General features: G+C 73.6%; 9 protein-coding genes. 5 read left to right on the top strand and 4 right to left on the bottom strand.

All coding sequences use genetic code 11. The annotated features are described in order from the left end of the window. Positions 1 to 54 precede the first annotated feature (54 nt). The 4 genes from AB0M28_RS13760 to AB0M28_RS13745 form a co-directional block, all read right to left on the bottom strand. Positions 55 to 1,029: a hypothetical protein gene (locus AB0M28_RS13760; RefSeq protein ID WP_365402814.1), complete on the bottom strand. Its 975-nt coding sequence runs from the start codon at positions 1,027 to 1,029 to the stop codon at positions 55 to 57. Between the two features lie 135 nt (positions 1,030 to 1,164). Continuing rightward, positions 1,165 to 3,555: a LuxR C-terminal-related transcriptional regulator gene (locus AB0M28_RS13755; RefSeq protein ID WP_365402811.1), complete on the bottom strand. Its 2,391-nt coding sequence runs from the start codon at positions 3,553 to 3,555 to the stop codon at positions 1,165 to 1,167. 65 nt (positions 3,556 to 3,620) lie between these two features. Then, positions 3,621 to 5,945: a LuxR C-terminal-related transcriptional regulator gene (locus tag AB0M28_RS13750; protein WP_365402808.1), complete on the bottom strand. Its 2,325-nt coding sequence runs from the start codon at positions 5,943 to 5,945 to the stop codon at positions 3,621 to 3,623. A 610-nt stretch (positions 5,946 to 6,555) separates the two neighbouring features. After that, entirely contained in the window at positions 6,556 to 7,986 is a 1,431-nt protein-coding gene (locus tag AB0M28_RS13745; protein WP_365402805.1) for a gamma-aminobutyraldehyde dehydrogenase, read from the bottom strand. A gap of 280 nt (positions 7,987 to 8,266) precedes the next feature. Between AB0M28_RS13745 and AB0M28_RS13740 the strand changes: the two genes are divergently transcribed. From AB0M28_RS13740 to AB0M28_RS13720, 5 genes are all read left to right on the top strand, one after another. After that, entirely contained in the window at positions 8,267 to 8,734 is a 468-nt protein-coding gene (locus tag AB0M28_RS13740) for an Lrp/AsnC family transcriptional regulator (protein ID WP_365402802.1), read from the top strand. Beyond that, entirely contained in the window at positions 8,719 to 10,098 is a 1,380-nt protein-coding gene (locus AB0M28_RS13735; protein ID WP_365402799.1) for an aspartate aminotransferase family protein, read from the top strand. The genes AB0M28_RS13740 and AB0M28_RS13735 overlap by 16 nt, the downstream gene beginning before the upstream one ends. A 485-nt stretch (positions 10,099 to 10,583) precedes the next feature. Beyond that, on the top strand, positions 10,584 to 11,318 hold the full coding sequence (locus AB0M28_RS13730; RefSeq protein ID WP_365402796.1) for an ATP-binding cassette domain-containing protein: 735 nt from the start codon (positions 10,584 to 10,586) through the stop codon (positions 11,316 to 11,318). Continuing rightward, complete coding sequence (locus tag AB0M28_RS13725; protein WP_365402793.1) at positions 11,300 to 12,448, top strand: hypothetical protein; 1,149 nt, start codon at positions 11,300 to 11,302, stop codon at positions 12,446 to 12,448. The genes AB0M28_RS13730 and AB0M28_RS13725 overlap by 19 nt, the downstream gene beginning before the upstream one ends. 67 nt (positions 12,449 to 12,515) lie before the next feature. Further along, the gene (locus tag AB0M28_RS13720; RefSeq protein ID WP_365402790.1) at positions 12,516 to 13,619 is read left to right on the top strand and encodes an LOG family protein; all 1,104 of its coding nucleotides are present in this window, start codon (positions 12,516 to 12,518) and stop codon (positions 13,617 to 13,619) included. Positions 13,620 to 13,772: the final 153 nt, after the last annotated feature.

Below are 13,772 nucleotides of genomic sequence, written 5' to 3'. Positions count from 1 at the left end.
CTTCCTCCAGCGCAATCCGCCGGAGGTGCCGCGCGCCCGGCGGCGTACAGGGGGTCAGCGGGCGGCGTCGCCGCCTGTGTCGGGGTGGAGGGACCACTGGATGCAGCGGCGTTGGAACTCGCGTTCCTCGCCGAGGGCCGTGAGGCGCTGGCGGCCGAAGGCGCGTACGTCGCGGGTCATCCGGACCGCCTCGCCCCGGCCCACCAGGAACTGCCTGCGCCGCAGCCCGTCGAAGGCGTGTCCCACACCGGCGGCGGGCAGCCGCTCGTCCGCGCACACCTCGGCGGCCCCGGCCCGGGTGAACGTGCCGGGGAAGACGCTGGCCCGCGCCCACAGCAGCCGCTCGTCGGCCGTGCACAGCCGCAGGCTCCAGCGCAGCGAGTCGGCGAGGGTGCGGTGGCGCTCCGGTCCGCTGCCCTCGGGGGCGTCCATGACCAGGCCGTTCTCGGGCCGCGACAGCTCCGCGAGCAGGTCCTCCGCCGTGCGCCGGGTGAGCTGCTGGGCCACGACCCGCGCGGCGAGCGGCAGCCCGTCCAGCAGCTCGCAGATCTCCCGCACCGGCTCCTCGTCGTCGATCCGGCGGGGCGCGTTGAGATGGAAGATCCGCAGGATCTCCTCGAACTCCAGCGGCCCGAGCACCACCTGCGACGGCACGTCCACCGGCGCCCGGCTGGTCAGCACCGCGTGCAGCCGGGGATTCTCCGCCACCATCCGGGTCAGCGTGCCCGCGACCGCCCCGGCGACCCGGTCGCAGGTCTCCGCGACGATCAGCACCGGCCGGCCCCCCTCCGCCGCGCGGGTGCCGCGCAGCGCGTACGAGAGCCAACGCGTCACCAGCGCGGGATCGGACACGGGAGCGAAGTCCACCATGCGCACCTGCGGCCCGGGCCGCCAGGCCAGCCGCCGCACCACCTCGGCCACCAGCGCGCTCTTGCCGATCCCGCCGGGCCCGACCACGGCGACCAGCCGCTCCCTGCGCAGCAGCCGGTCGAGTTCCTGGCACTCCGCCCAGCGCCCGATGACACCCATGGGGTCTCCAACCTCCGTGGCCGTGATCCGTCCACAGGCCACGATCGGGGCGCGGACGGTGCCCGGGCATCGGTGTCCGGCGGGAATCGGTATACGTACCTTCGCGGGGGACGGCCGCGGGTTACGTACGTAGGGTCAGGTGTTCGGCCCCGCCGGCGGGCTGACCAGCCCGCCGTCGCGGGACACGAGCGCCGCGATCTCGGACCGGGAGGAGAACCCGAGCTTCGCCAGGATGTGCTCGACGTGCGCGTCCGCCGTCCGCTTGGAGATCACCAGCCGCTGCGCGATCTCCCGGTTCGACAGCCCCTGCGCGACCAGCGCGGCCACCTCGCGTTCGCGGCGGGTGAGCGCGTCCGTACGGCCGCCCGAGGCGCCGCGCGGAGCGCCCGGCGGCTGGTCGGCGGGCAGCGCGTCCGCGTCGCCCGTGACGAACTCGACGGCGCGCGCCAGGTCCAGCCGGGCGCCCTGGGCGTAGAGCTGGACGTACCGCTGCTCGCCGAGGTGCTCGCGGGCGGCGGACACCAGGTACTCGTGGGTGCGCAACTGCAGCCGGTTGCCAGCGAGTATGCGCTGGCCGACCAGCGCCCACTGGGCGCCCGCCGCCCCGAACAGCCAGGCGGCCCGCCGGTGCCTGCCCTCGCGTACGGTGATCCAGCCGAGGTAGGACAGCGCGTTGGCCAGCCCGTGCACGTCGTCGCGCTGCCCGTGCAGCTCCGCGCAGCGGCGCAGGGCACGGCCGGCCTCGGGCAGCTCGCCGCGCAGCATGTGGGCGACGCCGCGGACGTTCAGGGAGTACGCCTGGACGAAGGACTCGGGGCTGCCCTCGCCCAGCACCTCCATCGTGCGGTCGCAGGCCGCCAGCGCCTCGTCCGGGCGCAGCGCGTGCAGGTGCACGATGCTCAGCCGCAGCGAGGTGTTGGCGAGGACCAGCGGATCGCCGTACGCCCGGGCCAGCTCGTCGGCCTGCCGCAGCAGCGCGGTGCCGGAGCGGGCGTCGCCCGCGTAGGTGCGCGCGATGCCGAGGGCCGCGCAGGCGGCGGCGCGCAGTCCGTCGTCGCCGAGGCCGTCGGCGATCCGCACCGCCTCCTCGGCGGCCCCGGTGCCGTCGGAGGCGGCGGCCAGCGCGGTCTGGAACGCCGAGTACCAGACCAGCGTGGCGACGCGGTCGGCGGGCGCCCCCGCGTCCGCGGCCAGCGCGGGGCGCATCCAGTGCACCGCCTCCGCCGGGCTGCCGGTCAGCGTCCAGTGCGCCCACATCACGGCCGTGAGGGCCAGTGGCCGGCCGCCGCCCGCCTCGGCGGCGTAGCCGAGGGCCGCGCGCAGGTTCTCCTGGTCGGCGGCCAGCTCCCGGTGCAGGGTGAGCTGCTCGGGGGTGAGGAAGCGCTCGACGAGGTGCCTGAGCCGCGAGCGGTACAGCGCGATGTGCCGCAGCCGTACGGCCTCGCCGCCGCCGGCGGAGGACAGCCATTCGGCGCCGTACTCGCGGATGGTGTCCAGCAGCCGGTAGCGGGTGCCGTTCTCCCCGACGCGCAGGACGACGGACTTGTCGACCAGGCTGATGAGGTGCTCCAGCACCGAGCCCGCGGGCAGCTCCGCGTCGGCGCACACCGCCTCCGCGGCGGCCAGGTCGAAGGAGCCGGCGAAGACCGACAGCCGTGCCCACAGCAGCCGCTCCTCGGGGCTGCACAGCTCGTGGCTCCACCCGATGGTGGTACGCAGCGTCTGGTGCCGCGGCAGCGTCGTCATCCGCCCGCCGTCGAGCAGCGCGAACGTGTCCGTCAGCCGGGCGACGAGCTGCTCCAGCGGCAGGGCGCGCAGGCGTACGGCGGCCAGCTCGATGGCCAGCGGGATGCCGTCCAGCCGGCGGCACAGGGCCGTCGCCTGCTCCCGGTTCGCGTCGGTGAGGGTGAAGCCGGGGACGACGGCGGCGGCGCGCTGCGCGAAGAGGGTCAGCGCCTCGCAGCCCGTCCCGCTCCGGTCCGGCAGGGTGAGCGGCGGTACGGGGAGGATGTGCTCGCCGGGCACGTCGAGGGCCTGGCGGCTGGTGGCGAGCAGGGTGAGCCGCGGCGCCTGGGGCAGCAGCAGGTCGGCGAGCAGCGCGCAGGCGTCGAGCAGATGCTCGCAGGTGTCCAGGACCAGCAGCAGCTCGCGCTCGGCGACGTGCTCCACGACCGCGTCGATCTGCGGGCGCCCCGCCTGCTCGGGCAGCCCCAGCGCCTCGGAGACGGCGTTGGCCAGCAGCCCGGCGTCGGAGTGCCCCGAGAGCTCGACGAGGTGGACGCCGTCGGCGTACGCGTCCCGCAGTTCGCGCGCGGCGCGCAGCGCGAGGCGGGTCTTCCCGACGCCGCCGGGGCCGACGAGGGTGATCATCCGCGCTCTGCGCACCAGGCCGTGCACCTCGGCCAGTTCACTCTCGCGTCCGACGAAGCTCGTGACGTCCGCCGGAATCCGACCGCCCCGCGCGTACCCCATGCACACCTCCGCCCGCGCCCCGTTGGAGCCCTTCCCCAGCGTAGCGATCGACACACGCTGAGCGAGTGGTTTGCATGGGGGCTGCACCCTTGCAGTTGACGGGAGTTGGGAGGTCTGGTTCAGATGTTGCGGGCCCCGTCCGACACCCCGCGCCCGGACACCAGCGCGGCGATCTCCGAGCGGGAGGAGAAGCCGAGCTTGGCGAGGATGTGTTCGACATGGGCGTCGGCCGTCCGCTTGGAGATCACCAGCCGCTCGGCGATCGCCCGGTTCGACAGTCCTTCCGCGACGAGGGCCGCCACCTCCCGCTCCCGGCGGGTCAGCGCGTCGGTGCGCGGTTCGGGCAGCGGGGCGCCGGTCTCCGCGGCGGCCGGCGGCGTGTCCAGGTCGGCCACGGCGCTCTCCACCGCGCGCGGCGACGGGAGCGCGGCGCCCCGCTCGTACAGCGTGTCGTACCGGGGCGCGCCGAGGGCGTCGCGGGCCGCGGCGACCGCCTCGGCGCGCAGCGCCTGCAGGCTCCGGATGCCCGCGAACCGTTCCCTGCCCAGCAGCGCGAACAACCGGTCCGCGGCGCCGAACAGCCAGGCCGCACGGCGGTGCCGGCCCTCGCCGACGGCGACCCAGGCGAGGAAGTCCATGGTGTTGGCGGTCCCCAGGACGTCCTCCCGGGCCCCGTGCAGCTCCACCCCGTGGCGCAGCTCCGCCCCGGCGCCCGGCAGATCCCCGGCCAGGAACAGGGCCGTGCCGCGGATCAGGCAGGAGTAGCCGTACAGATAGCTCTCCTCGCTGGTACGGCCGATCAGGGCCCGCAGCTCCTCCGCCGCCGCGAGGGCGCCGTCGGCGTCCGCCGCCAGCCGGATGACGCCCCAGTGGGTGAGCATCAACTGCAGCTCGTAACGGGCTCCCAGCCGCTCCAGCGGGTCACGGACCTCCTCGAACACCGCGCCCGCCGCGGCCGCGTCGCCGCCGAAGCCGAGGGCGGCGCCCTCGAAGCTGCGCGCCACGACGGCCGTGAACTCGTCGCCGTGGGCGCGCGCCATCGCGCCCGCCTCGCGCGCCAGGCGCGCGGACTCGCCGTGCGCTCCGAGCTGGGTGAGGAACTCGGCGTACCAGGCCAGCAGCTTGGCCCGCCCGGCCGAGGGCTCCGGGGCGGCCTCGAGCGCCTGGGCCAGCCAGTGCCTCGCCTCTGTGGGCTGCCCCGAGCACAGCCAGTACGGCCACATCGCCCCGGCCATCGCCGGGAGTTCGCCGGTCCCGGCCGCGTACCCCAGCGCCGCGCGCAGCTCCTGGACGTCGGGGCGCAGCGAGCGGTAGTACGTCAGCTGCTCCGCGGTGGCGAACCGCGCCTCGAACTCGCGTACGAGCGAGCCGTAGTACGCGGTGTGCCGCCGCCGCAGCCCGTCCGGGCCGCCTGCGTCGCGGAGCCGTTCCGCGCCGTACTCACGGATGGTGTCGAGCAGGCGGTAGCGCGTGCCGCGCTCGCCGACGCGCAGGACGACGGACTTGTCGACCAGGCTGATGAGCTGGTCCAGCACCGAGGCGGCGGGCAACTCGTCGTCCGTGCAGACGGATTCGACCGCCGCGAGGTCGAAGGTCCCGGCGAAGACGGACAGCCGCGCCCACAGCAGGCGTTCGGGCGGGGCGCACAGCTCGTGGCTCCAGCCGATGGTCGTCAGCAGCGTCTGGTGCCGCGGGAGGGTCGTCATCCGGGAGCCGGTGAGCAGGGCGAACGTGTCGGTGAGCCGGGTCACCAGCTGGTCCAGCGACAGGGCACGCAGGCGTACGGCGGCCAGCTCGACAGCCAGCGGGATGCCGTCCAGCCGGCGGCACAGGGCGGCCGCCCGCGCCCGGTCGCCCTCCTGCAGCGCGAACCCCGGCACGGCGGCGCGGGCGCGCTGCAGGAACAGCTCCAGGGCCTCGCAGTCGCCGTCGTCCTCCCCCGGTACGGCGAGGGGCGCCACGGGCACGACGTGCTCGCCCGGTACGTCGAGGGCCTGGCGGCTGGTGGCGAGGATCGTCAGCCCCGGCGCCTGCGGGAGCAGCAGGTCGGCCAGCAGCGCGCAGGCGTCGACGAGGTGCTCGCAGGTGTCCAGGACGATCAGCAGCCGGCGGTCGGCGACGTACTCCACGACGGCGTCGACCTGCGGCCGCCCCGACTGCTCGCGCAGCCCGAGGGCCTCGGAGACGGCGTGCGGCAGCAGATCGCTGCTCTTCACGCCGGAGAGCTCGACGAGGTGCGTGCCGTCCGGGAACCGTGCCGCGGCCTGCGCGGCGCCGCGCAGCCCGAGCCGGGTCTTGCCGACGCCGCCGGGGCCGACGAGGGTGACCATCCGGGCCCGGGTGAGCAGCTCCCGCAGGTCGGCCAGCTCGGCCGCGCGTCCGACGAAGCTGGTCACCTCGGCGGGCAGTTGCCCGCTGCGCCGCCACGTCGCCCCGAAAGCCATCCGCCCCCACCGCCTCCGCCTCCGCGCGACCTCCTACCACCGAGCGTAGCCAGCGGGACACCCCCGAACACCCTATTCCGGCCAGGGCTTGCACCCTGGGACGCAGTGTGCGCAGGGCGCCCGGTCACTGGGCGCCAGGGCGCCCGGTCACTGGGCGCGCCAGGGCGCCCGGCGCCGCCCGGCGCCTTCGGCGCGGGGATCGCCCCCACCCACACACCACCCGTGACTGCCCAACCGGGTGACCGCCGGCGCCTCCACCCGAGCCCGCACCGACACGAAGCGCAGGCGGGCACCGCCTTGCGCACCAGACCACCGCAGCCAGGGCACCCGCGCGCAGGCCCCCGCGAACACACCGCCCCCGAGGCCCGCCAACCCCCAGCGCCGCCACGGTGACCCCGTAGACCGGCGCACGGGCGGGTGGGCGGGACATCAACCCTGCGCCGAAGGCGCGGGGGGCGGCGCGCCACCAACGCACCCGCCCACACCGCACAACCGCCCGCGCGGACGGCACCGCACCGCACAACGCGCCGCGCGAGGGCCACCGTACAAACAACAACGAGGGCGGCCGCGGCCGCAGGCCGCAACCACCCCCGCTGAGGGGACGACCGCCCTACAGGGCGGTCATCACGTGCTTGATCCGCGTGTAGTCGTCGAAGCCGTACGCCGACAGGTCCTTGCCGTAACCCGACTTCTTGAAGCCACCGTGCGGCATCTCCGCGACCAGCGGAATGTGCGTGTTGATCCACACACAACCGAAGTCCAGCACCTTCGACATCCGCATCGCCCGCCCGTGGTCCTTCGTCCACACGGACGAGGCCAGCGCGTACTCCACACCGTTCGCCCACTGGGTGGCCTGCGCCTCGTCCGCGAAGGACTGCACGGTGATGACGGGGCCGAAGACCTCGTTCTGGACGATCTCGTCGTCCTGCTTCAGACCGGACACGACGGTCGGGGCGTAGAAGTAGCCCTTGTCGCCGACCCGGTGACCGCCCGCCTCGACCTTCGCGTTGGCCGGAAGCCGGTCGATGAAGCCCGCGACCCGCTCCAGCTGGCCCGCGTTGTTCAGCGGCCCGTACAGCGGGTCGTCCGCGTCGGCGCCGGTCTGCGTCTCCGCGGCGGCCTTCGCCAGCGCGGCGACGAACTCGTCGTGCACCGACTCGTGCACCAGCACGCGCGTGGCCGCGGTGCAGTCCTGGCCCGCGTTGAAGTAGCCCGCGACGGCGATGTCCTCGACGGCCTTGGCGATGTCCGCGTCCTCGAAGACGATGACCGGCGCCTTGCCGCCCAGCTCCAGGTGCACCCGCTTGACGTCCTTCGCGGCGCTCCCCGCGACCTCGATGCCGGCGCGCACCGACCCGGTGATGGACGCCATCGCCGGGGTGGAGTGCTCGACCATCAGGCGGCCCGTGTCGCGGTCACCGCACACCACGTTGAAGACGCCCTTGGGCAGCACGGACCCGAGGATCTCGGCCAGCAGCACCGTGGACGCCGGCGTCGTGTCGGACGGCTTCAGCACGACCGTGTTGCCCGCGGCGAGGGCCGGCGCGAACTTCCACACGGCCATCATCATCGGGTAGTTCCACGGCGCGACCTGCGCGCAGACACCCACGGGCTCACGCCGTACGAAGGACGTCATGCCGTCCATGTACTCGCCGGCGGACTTGCCCTCGAGCATCCGCGCCGCGCCCGCGAAGAAGCGGATCTGGTCGATCATGACCGGCAGCTCCTCGGAAGCGGTGAGCTCCCGCGGCTTGCCGGTGTCCTGGCACTCGGCGTCCAGCAGCTCCTCGCCCCGCGCCTCGATCGCGTCGGCGATCTTCAGCAGGGCGAGCTGCCGCGCACCGGGCGTGGCGTCACGCCAGGCGGGGAACGCCTCCGCCGCGGCGGCCATGGCCGCGTCGACGTCCGCCTCACGGGACAGGGGGGCGGTGGCGTACACCTCACCCGTGGCGGGGTCGACCACCTCGGTGGTCCGCCCGTCGGCGGCATCCCGAAACTCTCCGGCGATGTAGTTGCGCAGCCGGCGCAGCTCAGTGGTCACTGCACCCCTCCTTGTGAATCGTCATCGAAACCATGTCGGTGAACCCACCCTAACCTGGGACATTCATCCGCTGATACGCCTCGCGGCCGAAGATTCTCCGGCCTGCGCCGAAAAGCCCACGGCCTGGGCCGACGTATCACCGAGTGTCCTCCGTCACTCACGAGATTGTCAGCGAACCATGTCCCCCGCAAGGGATTCCATCGAAACGGAGCCGCAACACAACGGATTCAGTCGCATCCACCCTTGCCAGGGCACCAGCCCGTGAGGCAGAGTGACGCTCGTGACCACTCGCGACAAGAACACCTCGGCCCTGGACGCCGTCTCCCGCGCGATCATCGAACAGCTGCAGGAGGACGGCCGCCGTCCCTACGCGGCCATCGGCAAGGCCGTGGGCCTCTCCGAAGCCGCCGTGCGACAGCGTGTCCAGAAGCTCATCGAGCAGGGCGTGATGCAGATCGTCGCGGTCACCGATCCTCTCACCGTCGGTTACCACCGCCAGGCGATGGTCGGCATCAACGCCGAGGGCGACCTCGAGCCGATCGCCGACGCACTCGCCAAGATGCCCGAGGTGGACTACGTGGTCCTCACCGCGGGCAGCTTCGACGTCCTCGTCGAGGTCGTCGTGGAGGACGACGACGAGCTGCTGGACGTCATCAGGCGGATCCGCCTGCTGGCCGGCGTCCGCTCGACCGAGAGTTTCGTCTACCTCAAGCTGCGCAAGCAGACCTATCAATGGGGAGCAAGATAGCCGTGAGCAAGGACCTCAACCGGACCGCTTACGACCACCTCTGGATGCACTTCACGCGGATGTCGTCGTACGAGAACAACCCCGTACCGACAATCGTCCGCGGCGAGGGCGCGCACATCTACGACGCCGGCGGAAAGCGCTACATCGACGGCCTTGCCGGCCTCTTCGTCGTGAACGCCGGCCACGGGCGCCACGAGCTGGCCGAGACGGCGTACAAGCAGGCGCAGGAGCTCGCGTTCTTCCCGGTCTGGTCGTACGCCCACCCGAAGGCCGTGGAGCTGGCCGAGCGGCTGGCGCACCACGCCCCCGGCGACCTGAACAAGGTCTTCTTCACCACCGGTGGTGGTGAGGCCGTGGAGACCGCGTGGAAGCTGGCGAAGCAGTACCACAAGCTCACCGGCAACCCCGGCAAGTACAAGGTGATCTCCCGCGCGGTCGCCTACCACGGCACCCCGCAGGGCGCGCTGTCCATCACCGGCCTGCCCGCCCTCAAGGCGCCCTTCGAGCCGCTGGTCCCCGGCGCGCACAAGGTGCCCAACACCAACATCTACCGCGCCCCGATCCACGGCGACGACCCCGAGGCGTACGGCCGCTGGGCCGCCGACCGGATCGAGGAGGCCATCCTCTTCGAGGGCCCCGACACCGTCGCCGCGGTCTTCCTGGAGCCGGTGCAGAACGCCGGCGGCTGCTTCCCGCCGCCGCCCGGGTACTTCCAGCGGGTCCGCGAGATCTGCGACCAGCACAACGTGCTCCTGGTCTCCGACGAGGTCATCTGCGCCTTCGGCCGCCTCGGCACGATGTTCGGCGCGGACAAGTTCGGCTACGTGCCGGACATGATCACCTGTGCCAAGGGCATGACCTCGGGCTACTCGCCGATCGGCGCGTGCATCGTCTCCGACCGGATCGCCGAGCCCTTCTACAAGGGCGACAACGCCTTCCTGCACGGCTACACCTTCGGCGGCCACCCGGTCTCCGCGGCGGTGGCCCTCACCAACCTCGACATCTTCGAGCGCGAGGGCCTCAACCAGCACGTGCTGGACAACGAGGCGGCCTTCCACGGCACGCTCTCGAAGCTGCTCGACCTCCCGATCGTCGGCGACGTCCGCGGCAACGGCTTCTTCTACGGCATCGAGCTCGTGAAGGACAAGGCCACGAAGGAGTCCTTCACGGACGAGGAGTGCGAGCGCATCCTGTACGGCCACGTCTCGAAGAAGCTCTTCGAGAACGGCCTCTACTGCCGCGCCGACGACCGCGGCGACCCGGTCGTCCAGCTGGCCCCGCCGCTGATCGCGGACCAGCCCCTGTTCGACGAGATCGAACAGATCCTCCGCGACGTCCTGACAGACGCGTCCAAGCTCCTGTAGCAAACCCCCTTGGGGGACGCCACCCCGGCGTCCCCCAAGGACAACCAGAGCCACAACCCGGCATGTGAGACCGAGGCGAGCCGCACACAACAGCCCGACTGGCGCTTGAGACCGAGGCGAGCCACGCACAACAGCCCGACTGGCGCTTGAGACCGAGGCGAGCCACGCACAACAGCCCGGCCGGCGTTTGAGGCCGAGGCGCGCAGCGCCGATATAGCCCGGCCGGCGTTTGAGGCCAGAGGCGCGAAGCGCCGATTCGGGGGCCCGGGGGCGAAGCCCCCGCAGCGCAACAGGACCAGCCGCCCCACGCAGTGGACCGTATGAGCGCATAAGTCGGCGCGCCGCAGACCACCACCCAACCCCCCAAGCGCCGCAGGCCTATCGTGCGCCGAGTGCGAGTGACTCAACACGACTTCGATCGTTCCCCCGTCGAGGGGCGAGGTCCGGCGACCCCGTCCGACGACGAGGCGACCGAGGTGTCCGACATGGCTCCGCCCGACAACGACGTCCTGTGGTCCCGGACCCTGTACTACTCCCACGGCGCGACCCGCGCGCTGAACGGGGTCTCCATCGGCGTCGCCGAGGGCGAGATCCTGGCGATCACGGGCCCCCGAGGCAGCGGCAAGACGACGCTGCTGCGCTGCCTGTCCGGCCAGCTCGCGCCCGAGCAGGGCGAGATCTGGTTCAACAGCCAGCCCGTACACACCCTCTCGACCGCCAAGCGCGAGCGCCTGCGCCTCACCCGCTTCGGCTGGATCGACACGGAACCGCAGCTCGTACCCGAGCTCAGGGCCTGGGAGAACGCCGCGCTCCCCCTCCTCCTCGCCGGCGAGTCGCACCGCCACGCCAAGCGCGCGGCCTGCGAATGGCTGGACCGCCTGGACGTCGGCGATCTGGCGAAGGCCCGCCCCCGCTCCCTGGACCGCTCGCAGGCGCAGCGCGTGGCGATCGCCCGCGCACTCGTACACGATCCGGCAGTGCTGTTCGCCGACGAGCCGACGGCCGCGCTGCACTCCACGGAGGGCGCGCAGGTGCTGCGCACGCTGGTCGCCGCGTGCCGGTCGCACGGGGTGACGGCGGTGCTGGCCAGCCATCTGGCGGAGGCCGTCGAACTGGCGGACCGCGCCGTGGCGCTGGTCGACGGCCGGCGCAGCTCCGGGGTGCCCGTACCGGTGTACTCGGCCGATCCCTCGGGGGCGTCGTGCTCGCTCTCCGTCTAGCCCGCGGCGCCGGTTCGACCGTCACGCTCCGCCGGCTGCTGGTGGCGTGCGCGTCGGCCGGGGTCGGCTTCCTGCTGCTCACGGCGCTGGGTAAGGCGTCCGTTCCGCTCCTGCTCTGGTGCGTCGTGCCCATGCTCGCGGCGGTGCACTTCGCGGTGGCGGTGGCGCGGGCGGACCCGTACGCCCGGCCCTCGCGGGGGATGTCGGCGGTGGCCTTCGGCCCCGTGAACGTACCGCTGCTGGCCGCCGTGTCCACGCTCGTCTCCTGTCTGCTGGGCAGCTCGGTCGCCCTGCTGCTCTTCCTCCACCTCCGCGGCGAGATCGCCGGCCTGCCGTTCGACGGCGCGGCGGCCCGGATGCTGGGCGCCGGCGGCTCCCTGCCGCTCGCGGCGGCGCTGACGCTGCTCTTCTCGCTGCCGGTGGCGGCCGCGGCGGCCAGCGCGTACAGCCTGCGCCCGGCGCACACCAAGGCGGCTCCCCGCCCGGCCGCCGAGGCGGACCGGGCCGAGCCGCTGGCCCTCCCGACCCCGTCGGACCTCCCCTGGGGCGCGGCGATGGCGGCGACCGGGCTGGCGATCGGGGCGTACGCGAGCCGCTCCACGGACACGGCCGCCGCGCTCACCCTGCCGGGCGGGTTCGGGCACGTGCCGCCCGCGGTGCTCGGCAGTTGGGGACTGATCGCGCTGGGCATGGTGCTCGCCGGTCCGGGCCTGGCGCATCTGGCGGGCCGGGCGCTGTGCGTTCTGCGGCCCGGCGCGGTACGGCTGCTCGCGGGCCGCGGCCTGCAGGAGGAGGCGCGGCGGATCGGCCGCCCGCTGGGAGCGCTCGCGGCGGTCGTCGCCGGGGTGCTGGTGGCGGCGCAGCTGCGTGCTGCGGAGGACGGCGGCCGGCTGGGGCCGATCGCGGCGACGGGCGCGCTGATCGTGGTGGCGTGCGCGGCGGCGACGACGCTGATGGCGGCCCTGGAGATGCGTCGTGCGCGCCGGGACACCACGGCGGCGCTGCTGCGCCTCGGCACGTCCCGCAACACGCTGCGCGCGGCGGCCGCCCTGCGGGTGGCGGCGCTGGCCGCGGTGTTCCTGCCGCTGGCGGTCGTGGTGGCACAGCTGGCGGCGCTGCCGCTGCGGTGAGGGCGGTAAGGGGCTGGACCCGCGCGGGTGTTCGCGCCGGCGCGGGCCGGGGACCTACGGTGTACGGGTGTCGCACTCACCGTACGAGATCGAGACCCTCGAGGAATTCGACCAGGCCGTCGCCGCCGGACTGCCGCTGAGCGGCTTCCGCGTGCAGTCCGTCGACCTGACCGAGCGGACCGGGATACTGCTCGGGGCCGACGTGCACGGCGCGGTGTTCCTGGGCTGCGCGATGCCGTGGGAGGCGGAGTTCCGGCTGCAGCAGGCGGGCGCGCTGGTCTTCCCGGTGATCCCGGACCTGCCGTTCGACCCGTACCGGGGATCGCTCTACTCCCCCGGCGAGCTCTACGCCGGGCTGGACGAGGACTACGCCGCGACGCCGGACGCCTGTTCGTACGACTGGTTCCAGCGGACGAAGGCGGAGCACGACATCTTCGGCGCGGTGGTGCGCGGGATGCACGACGAGTCGATGTCCAACGCGCTGGACGAGTTCCTGCGCGGCTGCGAGGTCGTCGGGGTGATGGGCGGCCACGCGCTGGCCCGCGGCAGCTCCGGCTATCTGGCGGCGGCCGAGCTGGGCCGCACGCTCACCCGCACCGGCTTCACCATCGCCACCGGCGGCGGTCCGGGCGCGATGGAGGCGGCGAACCTCGGGGCGTACGCGGCGCCGTTCGAGGACGGCATGCTGCCGGAGGCGGCGCGGCTGCTGGCGAAGGACCCGTCGTTCGAGCCGTCGGTCACGGCCTGGGCGCGCTCGGCATTCGAGGTGCGGGAGCGCTGGCCGGGCGGGGGCGGTTCGGTGGGCATCCCGACGTGGTTCTACGGCCACGAGCCGCCGAACGCGTTCGCGGGGCACATCGCGAAGTACTTCGCGAACGCGGTACGGGAGGACGGCCTGCTGGCCCGCTCGACGGCGGGCGTGGTGTTCCTGCCCGGCGCGGCGGGCACCGTACAGGAGGTCTTCGACGCGACGACCCCGAACTACTACGGCTCACGCGGCGAGCCCCGCCCGATGGTGCTGGTGGGCCGCGCCCACTGGACGGACCACCTCCCGGTGTGGCCGCTACTGCGGTCGCTGGCGGCGGGGCGGTCGATGGAGCGCCGGATCGCACTGGTGGACGACGTGAGCGAGGTGCCGGGGGCGTTGGGGGGGATGGTTCGGAGGGGGTGAGGGGGTGGGGGCCGGTGGGCGGTTGCGCGCTGGGGGCTGGGCGGGGGTTCGGGGGCTCTGCCCCCCAGGGCGCGGCGCTGGGTGCGGTGCGGGCTTCCGGGCCGGCGCCTCCGGATATGCGCGAGTGAGGGACAGCTCACGCTTCGTCGCTCC

This window comes from Streptomyces sp. NPDC051940, assembly GCF_040680895.1.
GTDB lineage: Bacteria > Actinomycetota > Actinomycetes > Streptomycetales > Streptomycetaceae > Streptomyces.
This window is presented reverse-complemented; position numbering and strand designations above follow the sequence as displayed.

Bases quoted from the DNA above. Each gene is read 5' to 3' on its own strand.
- AB0M28_RS13735 (WP_365402799.1), top strand. From the start codon at position 8,719: ATGGGGAGCAAGATAGCCGTGAGCAAGGACCTCAACCGGACCGCTTAC.
- AB0M28_RS13760 (WP_365402814.1), bottom strand. From the start codon at position 1,029: ATGGGTGTCATCGGGCGCTGGGCGGAGTGCCAGGAACTCGACCGGCTG.
- AB0M28_RS13730 (WP_365402796.1), top strand. From the start codon at position 10,584: ATGGCTCCGCCCGACAACGACGTCCTGTGGTCCCGGACCCTGTACTAC.
- AB0M28_RS13750 (WP_365402808.1), bottom strand. From the start codon at position 5,945: ATGGCTTTCGGGGCGACGTGGCGGCGCAGCGGGCAACTGCCCGCCGAG.